Source organism: Pontibacter locisalis (assembly GCF_042684605.1).
Classification (GTDB): domain Bacteria; phylum Bacteroidota; class Bacteroidia; order Cytophagales; family Hymenobacteraceae; genus Pontibacter; species Pontibacter locisalis.
The window spans coordinates 520,790-537,883 of sequence record NZ_JBHULU010000015.1; the positions used below are offsets into that span (position 1 = coordinate 520,790).

The 17,094-nt window shown below is 43.6% G+C and carries 16 protein-coding genes; 13 read left to right on the forward strand and 3 right to left on the reverse strand.

Going from position 1 to position 17,094, the window contains the following annotated elements:
* The 3 genes from ACFSRY_RS12590 to mscL form a co-directional block, all read right to left on the reverse strand.
* A partial coding sequence (locus ACFSRY_RS12590) for a hypothetical protein (RefSeq protein WP_377507870.1) occupies positions 1–324 on the reverse strand: 324 nt, incomplete at its 3' end.
* Positions 325–415: 91 nt separating this feature from the next.
* On the reverse strand, positions 416–1,369 hold the full coding sequence (locus ACFSRY_RS12595; protein WP_377507873.1) for a DUF3078 domain-containing protein: 954 nt from the start codon (positions 1,367–1,369) through the stop codon (positions 416–418).
* A 61-nt stretch (positions 1,370–1,430) separates the two neighbouring features.
* Positions 1,431–1,874 (reverse strand): large-conductance mechanosensitive channel protein MscL, encoded by a 444-nt coding sequence (gene mscL, locus ACFSRY_RS12600; RefSeq protein ID WP_377507876.1) that lies wholly within the window; start codon positions 1,872–1,874, stop codon positions 1,431–1,433.
* A 178-nt stretch (positions 1,875–2,052) separates the two neighbouring features.
* Here mscL and ACFSRY_RS12605 point away from each other — a divergent pair, with 178 nt between their 5' ends.
* The 13 genes from ACFSRY_RS12605 to ruvA all read left to right on the forward strand — a co-directional run bounded on the left by ACFSRY_RS12605 (position 2,053) and on the right by ruvA (position 17,084).
* Positions 2,053–2,835, forward strand: a complete 783-nt coding sequence (locus tag ACFSRY_RS12605) for an enoyl-CoA hydratase/isomerase family protein (protein ID WP_377507879.1) — start codon at positions 2,053–2,055, stop codon at positions 2,833–2,835.
* 28 nt (positions 2,836–2,863) lie between these two features.
* Positions 2,864–4,357, forward strand: coding sequence for a lipopolysaccharide biosynthesis protein (locus ACFSRY_RS12610; RefSeq protein WP_377507882.1), 1,494 nt, complete (start codon positions 2,864–2,866; stop codon positions 4,355–4,357).
* A gap of 15 nt (positions 4,358–4,372) precedes the next feature.
* A complete protein-coding gene (gene dut / locus ACFSRY_RS12615) occupies positions 4,373–4,822 on the forward strand; it encodes a dUTP diphosphatase (RefSeq protein ID WP_377507885.1) in 450 nt (149 codons plus the stop codon).
* Positions 4,823–4,880: 58 nt separating this feature from the next.
* Entirely contained in the window at positions 4,881–5,888 is a 1,008-nt protein-coding gene (locus ACFSRY_RS12620; protein ID WP_377507888.1) for a sugar phosphate nucleotidyltransferase, read from the forward strand.
* A 43-nt stretch (positions 5,889–5,931) separates the two neighbouring features.
* Entirely contained in the window at positions 5,932–7,656 is a 1,725-nt protein-coding gene (locus ACFSRY_RS12625) for a tetratricopeptide repeat protein (RefSeq protein WP_377507891.1), read from the forward strand.
* Complete coding sequence (locus ACFSRY_RS12630) at positions 7,649–8,401, forward strand: DUF4292 domain-containing protein (protein ID WP_377507895.1); 753 nt, start codon at positions 7,649–7,651, stop codon at positions 8,399–8,401. Before ACFSRY_RS12625 ends, ACFSRY_RS12630 begins: the two co-directional genes overlap by 8 nt.
* Before the next feature lie 74 nt (positions 8,402–8,475).
* A complete protein-coding gene (locus ACFSRY_RS12635) occupies positions 8,476–9,711 on the forward strand; it encodes a murein hydrolase activator EnvC family protein (protein WP_377507898.1) in 1,236 nt (411 codons plus the stop codon).
* 800 nt (positions 9,712–10,511) lie between these two features.
* On the forward strand, positions 10,512–10,724 hold the full coding sequence (locus ACFSRY_RS12640) for a Sec-independent protein translocase subunit TatA/TatB (RefSeq protein WP_377507901.1): 213 nt from the start codon (positions 10,512–10,514) through the stop codon (positions 10,722–10,724).
* A gap of 28 nt (positions 10,725–10,752) precedes the next feature.
* Positions 10,753–10,965 carry a Sec-independent protein translocase subunit TatA/TatB gene (locus tag ACFSRY_RS12645; protein WP_377507904.1) on the forward strand — a complete coding sequence of 71 codons (213 nt, stop codon included), beginning with the start codon at positions 10,753–10,755 and terminating at the stop codon, positions 10,963–10,965.
* Between the two features lies 1 nt (position 10,966).
* Positions 10,967–12,403, forward strand: a complete 1,437-nt coding sequence (gene gatA / locus ACFSRY_RS12650) for an Asp-tRNA(Asn)/Glu-tRNA(Gln) amidotransferase subunit GatA (RefSeq protein WP_377507907.1) — start codon at positions 10,967–10,969, stop codon at positions 12,401–12,403.
* 6 nt (positions 12,404–12,409) lie between these two features.
* A complete protein-coding gene (locus ACFSRY_RS12655; protein WP_377507909.1) occupies positions 12,410–13,942 on the forward strand; it encodes a lytic transglycosylase domain-containing protein in 1,533 nt (510 codons plus the stop codon).
* Positions 13,943–14,219: 277 nt separating this feature from the next.
* Entirely contained in the window at positions 14,220–16,493 is a 2,274-nt protein-coding gene (locus ACFSRY_RS12660) for an NADP-dependent malic enzyme (protein WP_377507911.1), read from the forward strand.
* Entirely contained in the window at positions 16,494–17,084 is a 591-nt protein-coding gene (gene ruvA / locus ACFSRY_RS12665; RefSeq protein ID WP_377507915.1) for a Holliday junction branch migration protein RuvA, read from the forward strand.
* Positions 17,085–17,094 lie beyond the last annotated feature (10 nt).

The following is a 17,094-nucleotide window of genomic DNA, read 5'->3' on the forward strand; positions in this document are numbered from 1 at the left end:
CTCCAGCTTTTTCTTGTCGCGTTTATGTTTCTTCATCATCTCTTTCTCTTTCTTCAGGATCGCTTTCATCTTTTTACTATTATTGATCCTTAGCTTCTCATAGCTACGCTTCCTGTTCTTTGTCTCTTCGTAAGTATTAAATCTTTTGTCAAGGCCTTCACCACGCCTACCTACAGCATCCGCAGAACTGCCTTTATCCTCAACTTTTGCAGTTCCCCAAAACTCATCCTTTGATTTGCTGCTTTTAGATGTAGACTGCGCATTAGCTTCAGAAAAGGCGAAAAAACAACCCAGGCACAGTACCAGTAAGAATACTTTTTTCATATCAACTTGTTTGTGTTCATATATTACAACGCATAAAGAGCGTAAAGTATACATTTTTTTCACAACACAGTGAGAAATAGCAAAAGTTCAGCTATTCAAAACTATAGGAGATACCAATGCCCAAAGTTTGCTTTACCTGCAGTCGGGGGCCCTTAGCATCAAACGTTTCATCATTATTAGTATCAATAGGCACATTGATATCATCGTCATAAATCATGTGCACGAAAAGAGTGGCGGATATAATTTTATTAACCTTAAAGTTCAGCAGGTTTTCCCAATTTACATCAATATTTTCAGGACTCATTAAATAGTTGGAAAACAAATCCAGCTTAGACTGTAAAGTAACATTATGAATAACTTCGTTTTTATACCTTACATTAACATAGCCCCCAAACTCTTTCCTGAAATGCTCGCCAGTACCAGGAACAATGTTCCCTAGTATATCCCTATCAGCTGGATCCACACCAAATGCTCCTCTGTCTGCCAGTCTTTCACTTTGCACAAAGGTGAACTTTCCTGTTAAAGGCGAAATAAAAACAGATAGTTTATCATTCGGTTTATAGTCCATACCTAGTGAGGCAAGTACAAAAGCAGGTGAAAAAAAACTAGAGATAAGTGTATCGCGGGAGGCAGTGTAGGTTGGAGTAAACTGTGTTTTTAAATTTAGTTGGGCAGAGTAAAACCATTTTTCACTGGTCCGATGGCCATATTTCAGGTTTAGCTCCAACTTATCGTCGCTCTTCTGTACCCGTTGGTTCTCCAGCTTTACAAGCCCGTAAGTTAGGTCTAGATTATTATTCCAGACATTGTCGCCTTGCTTATAATCTGCATGGAAGCTAGCAATACCAAGTACAGAAATAGTATTCTGCCCTCCGGCCGCCCAATTGTTCAGGCTAACCTGGCTGAAATTGATTGTACCTACCCCACCAAAATCCCAAATGTCTGATGTATCTGGTTCAGCAGCTACCTGAGCCGCGGCATTTGAGGAAAGGAACAAGAAAGAAAAAAAAGATAACAAGAGAAATGTACGTGTAAAAGTAACCATGAAAAAAATTAGGGTGAAAAAAATGCACAAGCTGTGCTGGTCAGAAAAGAGTAAACGTGCCTTACACTACCTTGTTTGCAGGAGAAGCAGCGTCATCACTATTTTTAAGAATATCGCGAATCTCAGCCAGCAAGACTTCCTGTTTATTTACCGGAGGAGCTGGCTTAGCAGCTTCTTTTTCACGTAAGCGGTTTATGGTTCTTACTAATAGGAATATAGCGAAAGCAATAACCAGAAAGTTAAACAGGGCTTGAATAAAACTACCGTAGCTAATTACGACAGGCTCAGTAATCACTTCGCCGTTGGCTACAACAGCTTCCTTCAATACGATCTTTAATTTGGTAAAATCAACGTTGCTTACCAATAGGCCAAGTGGCGGCATTATCACATCTTTAACTAAAGAGTTTGTTACACCACTAAAGGCGGCACCAATTACCACACCTACTGCCAAATCAATGACGTTACCTTTAACTGCGAACTTTTTAAACTCAGAAATCAAACCCATACTAAATATTTAAAAGTAAAACATAATACAAATCTTAAGTCGTCTGTTTAATACAGAGGCTTACAACAAACCAATAGCATGCTGTAGTGTTATGGCTTTATCAAATTGCCGTTAAAGGATTTAATGAAATCACTATATTTGTGACAGAAACCAAGAATACAAAAGAGCTGAATAACCTATGGCTACATACGAAAACCTGCTGCTTGACTTGAATAATGGCATTCTGACCATTACTATAAACAGAGCCGATAAGCTTAATGCTTTAAATATCGATACTATTAAGGAAATAAAAAATGCCATACAGCGAGTATATGATGATACAGCTGTGAAAGGTGCAATTTTTACTGGCTCAGGTCCAAAAGCATTTGTGGCAGGAGCTGATATTTCAGAAATCGCAGAGTTAAGTGAGGTAAATGCCCGCAGCTTTGCAGAACGTGGCCAGGAAGTATTTGCCATGATAGAGCGGTGCAATAAACCTGTAATTGCTGCTGTGAATGGTTTTGCCCTTGGTGGAGGCTGTGAGTTAGCCATGGCTTGCCACATGCGTGTAGCAAGTGACAACGCCCGCTTTGGGCAGCCGGAAGTAAACTTAGGAGTTATTCCAGGGTATGGCGGCACACAGCGTATGACACAGCTAATTGGCAAAGGTAAGGCGATGGAACTTATGATGACCGGAGACATGGTTTCGGCAGAGGAGGCTAAAGCCTTAGGCTTGGTAAACCACGTCGTACCACAGGAAGACCTGATGCCTAAATGCATGGAGATCATGGAGAAGATCATGAGCAAAGCTCCGCTAGCTATAGGACTTGTAATTGAGTGCGTCAACGCTGTCTTCAATAAAGACGAGAATGGCTATCAGACAGAAGCAAACTCTTTTGCCCGCTGCTGTACTTCCGAAGATTTTGTAGAGGGCACAAACGCATTCCTTGAGAAGCGGAAGCCTGTCTTCAAAGGCATTTAATTTTCTCTCCACCCGACCCTCAAAATATATGAGTATAGCCAAGAAATTGGTCGGGCAGACTGCTGCCTATGGTTTAAGCAGCATTGTTGGCAGAGCCCTTAACTACCTGCTTGTACCTATATACACCGCCGTATTCCTCCCAGAGGAGTACGGGGTGGTTTCTTACCTTTATGCTTTTGTCGCTTTCTTTAACATCCTGTACACTTACGGGATGGAAACAGCCTTTTTCCGGTTTGCCAATAAGCCGGGAGCAGATCGGCAGAAGCTTTACCGGCAGGTACTAAGCATTATTCTTTGCAGCAGTTTTCTTTTTTCAGGCATATTAATAGCAGCTTCCGGGTCTATTGCTGAATATATAGGCTATCCGGACCAGCAGAAATATATTGTGTGGCTGGCAATCATACTTGCCATAGATGCCATAGTTTCCATTCCCTTTGCCTGGCTCCGGCTTCAGAATAAAGCTATAAAATTTGCGTCAGTTAAATTAATAAACATTTTGCTCACAGTCGGAGCAAACATGTTCTTCCTTGTACTTTGCCATGATATTTACCAGGGAGAATATTTACAGAACCTAAGGCCACTGATACTTAATATCTACAATCCTGACTTTGGCATAGGGTATATTTTCCTGATTAACCTGATTGCTAACGCCATGCTGGTGCCTATGCTCTGGAAGGAGTTCTCTGCTTTTAGGTTTGAGCTAAACAAAGAGTTACTGAAGCCCATGCTCGTATATGCCTATCCCCTGCTGTTTATGGGACTGGCAGGCATGGTAAACGAAGTGATAGACAGAATTCTGCTTGAAGAGTGGCTACCGGAAAGCTTTTATCCCAACATGAGCAATATGGCTGCTGTTGGTATTTACAGTGCTTGCTATAAGCTGTCTATTTTCATGACACTGGCGATTCAGGCATTTCGCTATGCAGCAGAACCTTTTTTCTTTTCTCAGGCAGAGGAGAAAGACTCTCCAGGCACCTTTGCACTTATCATGAAGTGGTTCGTGATAGCCTGCGCCTTTATCTTCCTGTTCATCTCCGCGAACCTGGAAGATTTTGCCTTGTTACTGAGAAGCGAATCGTACCGCACGGGCATTATGGTAGTACCCGTCTTATTACTGGCAAACCTATTTTTGGGCGTGTATTACAACTTGTCGGTGTGGTTCAAACTCACAGACAAAACGCACTTTGGCACCTACATCAGCTTTGGAGGGGCAGCTATCACAATAATTTTTAACTTATTACTGATACCGGTACTTGGTTACATGGGGTCGGCTATTGCTACTTTTGTCTGCTATTTCAGCATGGCTCTCGCAAGTTATATGCTAGGCAACCGCCACTACCCTATCCCCTACCCGGTGAAATCCATTGCAGGCTACATTATACTGGCAATTGTGCTGGTGTGGTTGGCTTTGGCCATAGAAATTGATAACTTCTGGCTGCGTCACGCGTTTCATCTGGCAGTATGCGCTGCTTTTCCGGTAGTGGTTTGGCTACGTGAGCGCCCACGCTTTCTTAAATTTTAATCTTTAATTTAGAAGATGAACAACAGGAACATCATGGTTAACGTCATTAACCAATCCAAGCACGCGCTTCCATCTTATCAGACTATTCACTCTGCCGGCATGGATCTTAGAGCGAACCTTGAGGCACCAGTTACGCTAAAACCATTACAGCGTGCCTTGTTACCAACAGGTTTGTTTATAGAACTCCCTGAAAGACATGAAGCGCAGATTCGCCCGAGAAGCGGTTTAGCATACAAGCATGGAATCTCCATTGTAAATAGCCCGGGCACCATCGATGCTGATTATCGCGGAGAAATAAAAGTATTGCTAGTAAATCTCTCTGATCAGGATTTTGTGATTGAGGATGGCGAGCGTATAGCCCAGATGGTAGTAGCCAGGTATGAGCGTGTAGAATGGTCTGAAGCGCAAACATTAACAGACACTGAGCGTGGCACAGGAGGCTACGGCAGCACAGGCACTAAATAACAAAATAAAGCCGCAACAGATATTGTGGCCATACTATAATTTAAAATCTTAAAGAACTATGAGAATAATAGTACCGATGGCAGGTATGGGTAAGCGTATGCGCCCGCACACTTTAACTGTTCCTAAACCACTTATTCCCATCGCAGGAAAACCTATTGTACAGCGCCTGGTGGAGGACATTGCCAAAGTGTGCCAGGAGCCAATCGAAGAAGTAGCATTTATAATTGGCCACTTCGGGGAAGAAGTTGAAAAGGATCTTGTTAGCATTGCTGAAAAGGTTGGGGCCAAAGGCAGCATCCATTATCAGGAAGAAGCTTTGGGAACTGCACACGCTATACTCTGTGCAAAAGACGCCCTGAAAGGTAAAGTAGTAGTAGCTTTCGCCGATACGCTTTTCAAAGCTGATTTTCAGCTGGACACTAACGCTGATGGCACCGTCTGGGTACAGCGCGTAGAAGATCCCCGCCCGTTTGGCGTTATCAAGCTAAACGACAAAAATGAGATCACAGATTTTATAGAGAAGCCACAGGAGTTCGTATCTGACCTGGCAATTATCGGCATCTACTATTTCAGGGATGGAGAATACCTGCAGAACGAGCTGCAATACCTTTTGGATAATGATATCAAAGACAAAGGAGAGTACCAGCTGACCAATGCGCTGGAGAACATGAAGAACAAAGGCACCAAATTTATCCCTGCCGTAATCTCTGAATGGCTCGACTGCGGAAATAAAAATGCAACAGTTTATACTAATCAACGCTATTTAGAGTATATAAAGGATGAGGAAGGCTTGGTAGCCTCTTCAGCTAAGCTTGAGAACACGGTGATTATCCCTCCGGTGTATATCGGTGAAAATGCTCAGATAACAAATTCTGTAATTGGCCCGCACGTTTCTATAGGAGATAGCACCAATGTATCAGACTCGGTGGTGAGCAATTCCATTATTCAGAGGAACACCAACCTTAAAAACGGCAACATTGCAAACTCTATGCTAGGCAATTTTGTTGTGTATGAGGGACGCCCGTCTGATCTCAGCCTAGGCGACTACAACACGCTTATAGACTAGTAACATGATTAATTTCAGAAATATTCTCCTTGCCACAAGCTGTATGGCTTTGCTTATGGTTGGAGAAGCCGACGCTCAATCTGCTAAGAAAAAAGCCAGAGCTCAAAAAGGGGCAACTCCTGCTGCTGTACAGCAAGGACCGCAACCTACGGAGCAGGAACTGCAGATAAGTGAGGCGTTATTTCTGGATGGGATGAAATACTTTATGCTGGAGGACTATCAACAAGCCCTCCAGCTTTTCCAAAAAGCCTACACACTTACTCCTAATAATGCTGGTCTTAACTATAAACTCGGTGAAACTTACCTTCAGTTAAAGGAGCCGAAGTCAGCGATGCCTTTTGCACAGGCAGCCGTTACACTTGATACTAAAAACGCTTATTACTACCTCCTGCTAGCGCAGCTCAATACAGAGCAAAAACAGTATGATGCCGCAGCCCAGGCTTACAACGACCTATTGCGCAATGTGCCTGGATCTGAAGAATACTTATTTAACCTGGCTGACCTGTATCTTTCCCAATCCCGCTACGATGATGCGTTGAAGACGTATGAACGAATTGAGAAGCAGTTCGGTGAGTTGGAGCAGCTATCCGTGAGCCGTCAGCAGATTTACCTGCGACAGAAAAACATGGACAAGGCAATACAGGAAGGTGAGAAGTTAATGGCTGCAAACCCGGCAGAGGTGCGCTATTTCTTGGCTCAAGCAGAACTTTATAATGCTACCAAAAAGCCTGATCTGGCTATTACCACCATCGAAAAGGCTCTTCGCATTGAACCGGGCAACCCTTTTGCACACCTGATGCTTTCGGATCTGAACCGCCAAAAAGGAAATTCAAAAGAAGCTGAGAAGCAGGTGAAACTCGCTTTTGGCAGCTCAGAACTAGACATTGATACCAAAGTACGGATACTGGTAGACTTTATCCGGCAGCTACCCAACCCTGACATTGAAGGCGTATCGCTTGACTTGGTAGACCTTACGATCAAGACGCACCCAGAGGAAGCAAAGGCATATGCAGTGGCCGGAGACCTGCAAACTATAGTAGGAAAGAAGGAAAAGGCGCGTAATAATTACCTGAAAGCAGTAAAGCTCGATGACTCCCACTTTAAGATCTGGCAGCAGATTGTGTTGTTAGACGCAGAGTTATCTCAGGCCGACTCCATGGTAGTACATTCAGAACAAGCCCTTGAGTTGTTCCCTAACCAGGCCATCTTCTGGTTCTACAATGGAACCGGGCATATGATTGAGAAAAATTTTGACAAGGCAACAAAGGCATTGGAGCATGGCAAACGCTTATCAGCAGGCGAACCGGAATTAGTAACACAGTTTAACTTGCAGCTCGGAGACAGCTATAATTCCTTGAAAGAATATGCTAAGTCTGATGAAGCCTATGAGGCTGTACTTGCTGTTGATGCAGATAATGAGCATGTTTTAAATAACTACAGCTATTTTCTGTCGCTTCGCAATGAAAAAATGCAGAAAGCCAGAGAAATGGCAGAGCGTCTTGTAAAGCGGCATCCAAACAACCCGACCTATTTAGACACTTATGCGTGGGTGCTTTACAAAATGGGTGAATATACTGAAGCTCGTAAGTACCTGGAGCAAGCAGTTGCCATTTCAGATGATGCTACCATTGTAGAGCATTACGGAGATGTACTATTTAAGCTGGGCAAAAAAGATGAGGCTGTCAGCCAATGGCAAAAAGCTAAATTAAAAGGCGAAGCTTCTGCCTTTATTGACAGGAAAATAAAAGATAAAAAGCTTTATGAGTAAACATCTTTTGCTCTGCCTATGCACACTATTCCTATTGGCAGGTTGTAAAAAAGAAACTATTCCCACTACAGCGTCTGAGGCCACTGCGACAGTAGGTCGTGTTACTGTAAACAATCTAGATTTTAGCTACCTCAGTTCTAAAGGCCAGATCACCTTTAACGATAAGAATGATAACCTGTCATCCGGGGTCTCTCTTCGCATAAAAAAAGACAGTGTGATATGGGTATCTGTTCAGCCAGGCTTGGGAATTGAAGCTGCCCGGATGATGCTGACACAGGATTCAGTATTCATGATGAACCGCCTCCAAAAAGAGTATATAGCCACTGATTATCGTTTCCTTCGGAATAAGCTTAATGTGGATCTGGACTTTGAGGTGTTACAGGCTATACTTTTAGGCAACTACCAATCCCAGGGCTCTGAGAAAGTGATGGATGAAGGAAACCTGCAACATATACAACAAGCACGGGAGAACCTTTTGTTTGACTATTTTATCGGCCTGCAAAACAGCAAACTCCAGCAGCTAAATGTTCAGGATAAAAACACCAGCAACACCATCACTGTGAAGTATAATAGTTTTGATCAAATAGGTGCAGTGCCTTTTGCTCATGCTTTAGCGGCCCAGGTCCTGCAACAGGGCGAGATAACTGACTTCACCTTGAAACATTCCCGTGTTGCTATCTCCGATCAGGTTCTTGACTTTCCCTTTGCAGTCCCCAGCGATTACAAGCGCCTAACTTTTAATTAAATCGGGAGCCTATTGGTTCTTCATTTATAGTTTTAGCATATTTGTAAACTAAGTGTAGACCAACCGATAGTTTGATGAAGGCCCTTTACAGATTCGCCTTTTTCTTACTCCTGTTGTCCTTGCCTCTGGCCTCTCAGGCCCAGAAAAAAAAGTCAAAGGCACAACTGGAGAAAGAGAAAAAGGAAAACCTTAACCGTATTAAGCAGGCAAACCAGATTTTGCAGCAAACCCGAAAGAAGAAAGAAGCTTCTATTGGTGAACTTACGGCAATAAAGGAAAAGATCGATGTTCAGAAAGGGGTCATCAATAACATCTCCCGCGAAATAAATTATATAGAATCGGATGTACAGGAAACTGAGGGCATCGTCGGGGCACTGCAAAACGACCTCGAGAAGCTAAAAGCAGAATATGCCACTATGGTCTATGCGGCATCTAAAACAGCAAATAGCTACAACAAGCTAATGTTCCTTTTCGCGTCCGACTCCTTTAATCAACTTGTGATGCGCCTGCGTTACCTGCAACAATATTCGGAAGCCAGAAAGCAACAGGTAGAACAGATTAATAAAGTTCAGGCTGTACTTACCAATACTCTTACTGCTCTTGAGTCTAAGAAACAGCAGAAGCAAAACCTTTTAAATAAACAGTTAGCTGAAAGCAAGAATTTGCAAAGTCTAAAAGTACAGCAGGATAGTGTTATCTCGCGCCTTAGCAAGCAGGAGACTGACCTAAAGCAGGAAGTGGCACAGCGTCAGCAGGCTGTGAGAAAGCTGGACAAACTTATTGCAGATATTGTACGTGAAGAAATTGCTCGTGCAGCAAGAGCAGCCAGGGAAGCAGGAAAAAAATCGAGTGGCAGCTCAAACAAAATGACTCTTACACCAGAAGCTGCACTAATATCTTCTTCTTTTGCTGGTAACAAGGGTCGCTTTGCATGGCCGGTTGAGCGCGGTTTTATTTCCCAGCGGTTTGGCCGACACAACCATCCTGTGTTAAAAGGCGTGGTCGTAGAAAACCGGGGTATTGACATCCAAACCTCTTCGGGAGCGCCAGCTCGAGCCATATTTGAAGGGAAAGTGCTAACAGTAGCCAGTGTACCTGGCATGAACAACATTGTAATGGTGCAGCACGGAGAGTACTTTACAGTGTATGCCAAATTAAAATCTGTAAATGTAACGACAGGACAAACTGTTAAAGTAAAAGACGTAATAGGTACAGTATATACCGATACAGATGGCACTACTGAGCTGCAGTTCCAAATTTGGAAAAACAGCGATAATATGAATCCGGAAACCTGGTTGATAAGAAAATAGTTTTCACACCGTCCTCTTAACACAAAAAAGGCTGCCATATTGCAATGGCAGCCTTTTTTGTGTTTTCCTGTTCAAAACAGCTATAAAACAAAAAAACACCCTACAGTGCAGGGTGCCTTTCCAAGCTATGAAAACAAACTTAATATTTTTATTAAAGTAATTGCTCATTTAAGAGCACTACCAATATATTCTTATCCTAATTTACAACCTTTTTTTAGATGTACAAATGTTTTTTGCACAAGTACATTCTGGTCAATTATTGTATAGCTATACTGCTATTTAATAAATTTTGTTGCTACAGCATCTACTTTTTTCATAAGAGACTGATTTACACAACAAGGTTGCTACATTATTTGAAAAACAGCGGCGAATCCGCTATGTTTAAAGCCAAATCAACAAGGAGACTATATCTTTTGCTGCTATTCGCTTTATAGTACTAAGTCAAGTTTGGTGCCAAAAACAGCGAAAACACATAATTACCTGTCTGTCAAATAATTTAATGTTTTAAAGCCGCTTTTATTTCCCAAAATTGGAGTCCTTTTTGTGCAATAATCCCATTTTGAAATTCGCGCCTGATATTTTTGCCAATCCTGTAAGAAAACGCTTTGGGTTTTGGCTACTTATTCATCAGTAGCAACCATACTAAGTTAACTCGATGAACTACTTGGGTAAATCTGGAGTTACAGCCACACCGTAACTAGTTAGGCGACATTGCACACATAATAAACTTATCTGAGCTGTTGTGGGTTTAATTAAAATATAAACTCTAATTTTGTAGCATACATTTAAAATTTAAGAACATGGTTTTTACTAACATTTTCTTGTTTATCGGAGGCCTTGGAGGCACAGAAGTTCTCTTGATTCTATTAGCGATCCTCCTGCTTTTCGGAGCTAAGCGTATTCCTGAGCTTGCTAAGGGGTTAGGCCGCGGTATCCGTGAGTTTAAAGACGCCACTAAAGAAGTAAAGAACGAGATAGAGTCTTCTGTAAAAGACGATAGCCACACAAAATAGTTCTTTCCCATAAGCGTTTTATAAGGTTATGTACTCAGGTACAGTTTTCCTCTTCCTGGGAGATCTGGGAGGCGGAGAAATGCTTGTTATTTTAACAGCAGTCTTATTATTGTTTGGCGCTGACCGTATTCCTGGCGTTGCACGCTCTTTTGGACGTGGGTTAAGGGAATTTAAGGATGCGACAAGTGAAATCAAAAATGAACTAGAACGTTCTATCGAAGACGATAAGAGGTCAAAATAGATTGAAACAGTATAATTCGCTAAACGACATCCGTACCGCAGTTACTGAGGGGCAGCTTACCTGCCGTCAGTTGGTAGAGCATTACCTCCATAACATAAAGGAAAAAGCTGATTTAAATGCTTTTCTTGAGGTGTTTGAGCAGGAGGCTTACACTCAGGCGGACATTGTGGACCATAAGCTTGCTAATGGCACTGCCGGAAAATTAGCCGGCATGGTTATAGGTATTAAGGATGTACTTGCCTTTGAAGGTCACAGCCTGCAGGCATCCAGCCAGATTCTGAACAGCTTCAAGTCACTTTACACAGCTACGGCTGTGCAGCGCTTAATAGCTGAAGACGCCATTATTATAGGCCGCCAGAACTGCGATGAATTTGCCATGGGTGCTTCTAACGAGAACTCCTCATTTGGTCCCGTGCTTAACGCCGACGATCATAGCCGTGTGCCTGGGGGTTCTTCCGGCGGCTCAGCAGTGGCCGTACAAGCTGACATGTGTTTAGCTTCTATAGGTTCAGACACCGGAGGCTCTGTACGTCAGCCAGCGTCCTTCTGTGGAATAGTAGGTTTAAAACCCACATATTCCCGCATATCCCGCTACGGCCTTATCGCCTATGCATCTTCCTTCGACCAAATCGGCATCATGACAAAGAATGTTGCGGATGCTGCTTTGTTGTTGGAAGTGATGGCTGGCAAAGATGAGTATGACAGCACCGTAAGCCAGCGCGAAGTGCCTGCTTACAGTGAGTTGCTGCAAACAGAAAAAAAATACAAAATAGGCTATATCCGCGACTGCTTTGAAAGCGAAGGCTTGGATGCAGAAGTAAAAAACGCCATACTTGGCGTAAAGGACATGCTAAAAGAAGCGGGCCATCAGGTAGAGGCTGTAGAATTCCCATACCTGGACTACATGGTACCAACCTATTATATCCTTACAACGGCAGAGGCGAGTTCTAATCTTGGTCGTTATGATGGGGTTAAGTATGGTTACCGCTCAGACAATGCTACAGATCTTACTTCGTTATATAAGAAGACAAGGGCCGAGGGCTTTGGCCAGGAAGTGCAGCGTCGTATCATGCTTGGCACCTTTGTTTTAAGCGCCGATTATTATGACGCTTACTACACCAAAGCTCAGAAAGTGAGACGACTGATCAAAGAGAAAACGGATGAGTTGCTTCAGGCATATGATTTTCTTATATTGCCTACTGCTCCTACAACAGCATTTAAAATAGGAGAGAATACAGCGAATCCATTGGCTATGTATTTGGCCGATATCTTTACAGTTCAGGCCTCGCTAGCGGGTGTTCCGGCCATTTCCATTCCGGTTGGTCGAGATACCAACGGCCTTTCCATCGGGTTACAACTTATGACCCGCTCATTCGAGGAGCCGGCTTTACTAGCTTTCTCGAATTATATCTTGGATAAGATAACCGTTGAAGCATAGAGCTACATGACTTACATCAGACTTTTTACAGTGTTGGCGGCTATAGCTGGCAGTTTTTGGGCTTTATCTGCCCAGGCTACCAACTATAGCCGTTTCAATGAGTACCCTTCTGCCACAGATACTCTCAAATCAAAAACTGACACCATAACTCTATCTCCGGAGGAGTTGGCTTTATTGGTTGAGTACATTCCAAACGAGCCAAATGATGTTATACAAGACAGGTTGAGCTGTATTGAGTCTGAAATCCCATTGGAGTTTAACAACTTTGTCAGAAGTCACATTGACTACTTCACAATTCGAAACAGGAAGTATAGCCGCATGATGCTCACTAGGCATAATGTGTATTTCCCGCTATTCGAACGATACCTGCAAAAGTACAACATGCCGCAGGAGCTTAAGTACCTCGCTATTGTAGAGTCTGGTCTTAAACCTACAGCTAAGTCACATGCCGCCGCTGTAGGTCTTTGGCAGTTTATCAGTTCCACAGGCAGAGAGTATGGCTTGGATCAAAACAAGTATGTTGATGAGCGCATGGATCCTGAAAAGTCAACGGATGCGGCTCTTCGCTTCCTTCGCAGGCTATATAACACGTACGGGGACTGGGAATTAGCTATGGCAGCCTATAATTGTGGCCCTGGTAATGTAAACAAGGCGATTCGTAAAGCAGGTGGTGGCAAAAAGACCTTCTGGGAAATCTTCCCTTACCTCCCACGCGAAACACGTAGTTATGTTCCGAACATGACGGCTGTCATTTACATGATGCATTACGCCTCGGAGCACAACATCTTCTCCGATTCAATTCTTTACGAACCCCAGATAGCACACCTGGAGGTAAAGCAAGCATTAAACCTTGAAAAGCTTGCCGAAGAACTTCATATTTCTCCGGATCAGTTGATGGCGCTGAACCCAGAGCTCAAAAAAAGAGAGATCCCGGAGCACATGCGCAATTATAAGCTACGGATACCTGCAGAGCGCGCGCAGCTATTAGCATCAGTCTCGGATAAGGATTGTATACTTTTGGCTGCAGCTCCATATGAAGCCCCTGTAGAAGAACCAGCTAAAAGTCCGGTGCTGCTTGCTTCTTCCAAAACAGAGAAAGAGCCCGAAATCAAAAATACTGATAACGCTGCCGTAGCGTCAGAAAAAGTCGTTTATACAGTAAAGCGTGGAGATAATCTGACTGCAATAGCGAACCGCCACAATGTAACAATTGAGCAGCTTAAAGACTGGAACAACCTAAGAGGCAGCGCCATTAATTATGGTCAGCAGCTAACGGTACATCAACCAGCAAGTGCTCCAGTAGTTTTGCTGGCATCCAACAAGGAGCAGCCTGAATCAGCCACAACAAAGACGACAACTGCAAAAGCAGCCCCTGAAAAGAAAGTACAGCAAGATCAGTTAATTTACCATGTGCAGCCAGGAGACACCCTTTGGAATATCTCCCAACGGTACAATGGTATTAGTGTAGAGCAGATAAAGAAACTGAACAGGTTAAAGACAAATAATATCAAACCTGGCCAGAAGCTGATTCTAAGCTAAGAATCAGGCTTAATGCTAAAAGGAGAAGGGCATTCCTCATTGGGGATGTCCTTCTCCTTTTTTACACGCGCTACTTTTGCTGCTTTGTTTAAAAGCCAAAGCTAAAAAATTGCATTTTCTGCTTTACAATAGCTTGATAGCACTTATCTTTGGAGGTTCAGTTTTGGATTAACGCTTATTTCTTATGAAATTGGTATTTAGCTAGATATATATAGTTAGAAACCGCTAAAAGCATCGCCCAAATTGTGTACACACAAGACAAACAACAACGCATACAATGATTAAAGTAAACAGAGAGGACGCCTTAAATTACCACATGCAGGGCCAGCCCGGCAAGATCGAGGTAGTGCCAACAAAAATGGTGAGCACACAACATGACCTTGCATTGGCTTATTCTCCGGGAGTTGCGGAGCCCTGTAAGGAAATATATGCAGACAAGAATAATGTATATAAGTATACAGCCAAAGGAAATTTGGTTGGGGTGATCTCTAACGGTACTGCGGTACTCGGTTTAGGAAACATAGGACCTGATGCCTCTAAGCCTGTGATGGAGGGTAAAGGTGTACTGTTCAAAAAATTTGCAGGAATAGACGTTTTTGATATTGAAATCGATTGTACTGATCCGGAAGAATTCATTCGAATTGTAAAGTCACTGGAACCAACTTTCGGGGGCATCAATCTGGAAGACATTAAGGCACCTGAAAGCTTCAAGATCGAGAATGCTTTAAAGGAGCAGATGAACATTCCCCTGATGCACGATGATCAGCATGGTACAGCTATTATTTCTGCCGCAGCCCTGCTAAATGCACTGGAGTTAGCTAACAAAAAGATAGGCGAGATCAAAATGGTGATGAATGGCGCTGGTGCTGCTGCCATTGCCTGCGCTAAACTTTATGTGGCCCTTGGTGTGAAAATGGATAACATCGTCATGTTCGATAAGGAAGGTATAATCCGTCCGGAAAGAAATGACCTGGATATTTACAAGGCGCAGTTCGTTACCATGCGCAAGATTAATACGCTTGAAGACGCCATGCGTGATGCAGATGTTTTTGTAGGCTTGTCTGCAGGCAACGTGCTCAACCCGGAGTACGTGAAGCTCATGGCACCAGACCCTATCATCTTCGCACTGGCAAACCCGGATCCGGAAATTGCCTACGAAACAGCCATGGCTATACGTGAGGACCTGATTATGGCAACTGGCCGCTCAGACCATCCTAACCAGGTAAACAATGTGCTTGGTTTCCCCTACATTTTCAGAGGGGCTCTGGATGTCAGATCAACAGAAATTAACGAAGAGATGAAGCTAGCTGCCGTACGCGCACTAGCCGAACTTGCAAAGGAGACGGTTCCTGATATGGTTCACAAAGCTTATGGCGACAATACGATCTCCTTCGGCCGTTTCTACCTGATCCCGAAGCCGCTGGACCCTCGCCTGATCACAACGGTATCGCCGGCCGTGGCAAAGGCAGCCATGGATAGCGGAGTGGCTCGTCTTCCTATTACCAATTGGGAACTTTATGAGCAGGAGCTGCAGGAGCGTATTGGCGCAGACCAAAAGCTGATGAATCGTATTACGAGCCAGGCGAAGAAGAATCCTAAAACAGTTGTGTTTGCAGAAGCAGACAACTATAAGATATTAAAAGCTGCCCAAACAGTAAATGACCAACGCATAGCAAACCCAATTCTTTTGGGTAATCGCAAGCGTATCCAGGAAATTATCCTGGAGAATAACCTGAACCTGGATGGCGTAACGATCATCGACCCGTTCGAGGAGGACGCCAAACGCGAGGAGTATGCGCAAATGCTTTACATCAAGCGTCAGCGTAAAGGCCTCACCCTTTTTGATGCCCGCCGTCTAATGCGGGACCGAAATTACTTCGGAAGCATGATGTTGAACACTGGCGAGGCAGATGCCCTGATCTCTGGCTTAACCCGTGACTACTCCAAAACCATTGCTCCCGCTTTACAGGTAGTTGGTGTTGAAGAGGGCATCAACAAAGTGGCAGGAATGTACATCATCCTGAATAAAAAAGAGCCATATTTCTTTGCGGACACCACCGTGAATGTGAACCCAACCGCGGATGAGTTGGTTGACATAATTGGTCTTACAGCACGTGCTGTACGCTTTTTTGATATGGAGCCACGTGTTGCTATGTTGTCGTATTCAAATTTTGGCTCTGTACAAGGTGATATACCTAACAAAGCGGCAGAGGCTGTTAGAAAAGCAAAAGCCAAGTACCCTAACTTATTGTTGGATGGTGAGATGCAGGCTAATACAGCCCTTAACCGTCAGTTGCTCCGGGAGCATTATCCATTTAGTGAATTGGCTGAGAAAGGAGCAAACACACTTATTTTCCCAACGCTGACCTCAGGCAACGTTGCCTACAAAGTACTGCAGGAATTAGGTGGTGCAGAAGCAATTGGTCCTATCCTTATGGGGATGCGTAAACCGGTGCACATTCTGCAGCTAGGCAGCTCTATAAGGGATATAATAAACATGGTGGCTATTGCCGTCGTAGATGCACAGAATTATAATAATCAGCATATATAAATGATAGCCTATATAGATGGCAAGTTAGCGCATAAGGATCCTACTTATGTCATTATAGACGTTAATGGTGTAGGTTATCAGATAAGGATCTCCCTTAGCACGTATTCATCGCTGCCTGCTGGCGAGCGATGTAAACTGCACACATTTTTAAGTATAAAGGAAGATGCGCATACCCTGTATGGTTTTACCACCGCTGCAGAGAAGGAAGCATTTCTCCATCTAATTTCTATTTCAGGAGTGGGCCCCAATACGGGGCTCATGATCCTGTCATCCCTGTCAGTGGAGGAGATACAGCAAGCGATTTTAAGGGAGGATGTGCGCACAATTCAGAATGTGAAAGGCATTGGAGCAAAAACAGCCCAACGCATCATTCTGGAGCTAAAAGATAAGATAAAGAAGGAGGCGATGCTGTCCGATAGCATTGTACCTGCTGCTTCACACAATACTAACAGAGCCGAAGCGTTATCAGCTTTAGTTACATTAGGTTTCGCTAAAAACGTAGCCGAGAAAACGTTGGATAGTATCATCAAGAGAGAGGGGGGTAACCTGAGTGTGGAAGAATTGATAAAGTTCGCGTTGAAATCGTCTTAAGAGATATACC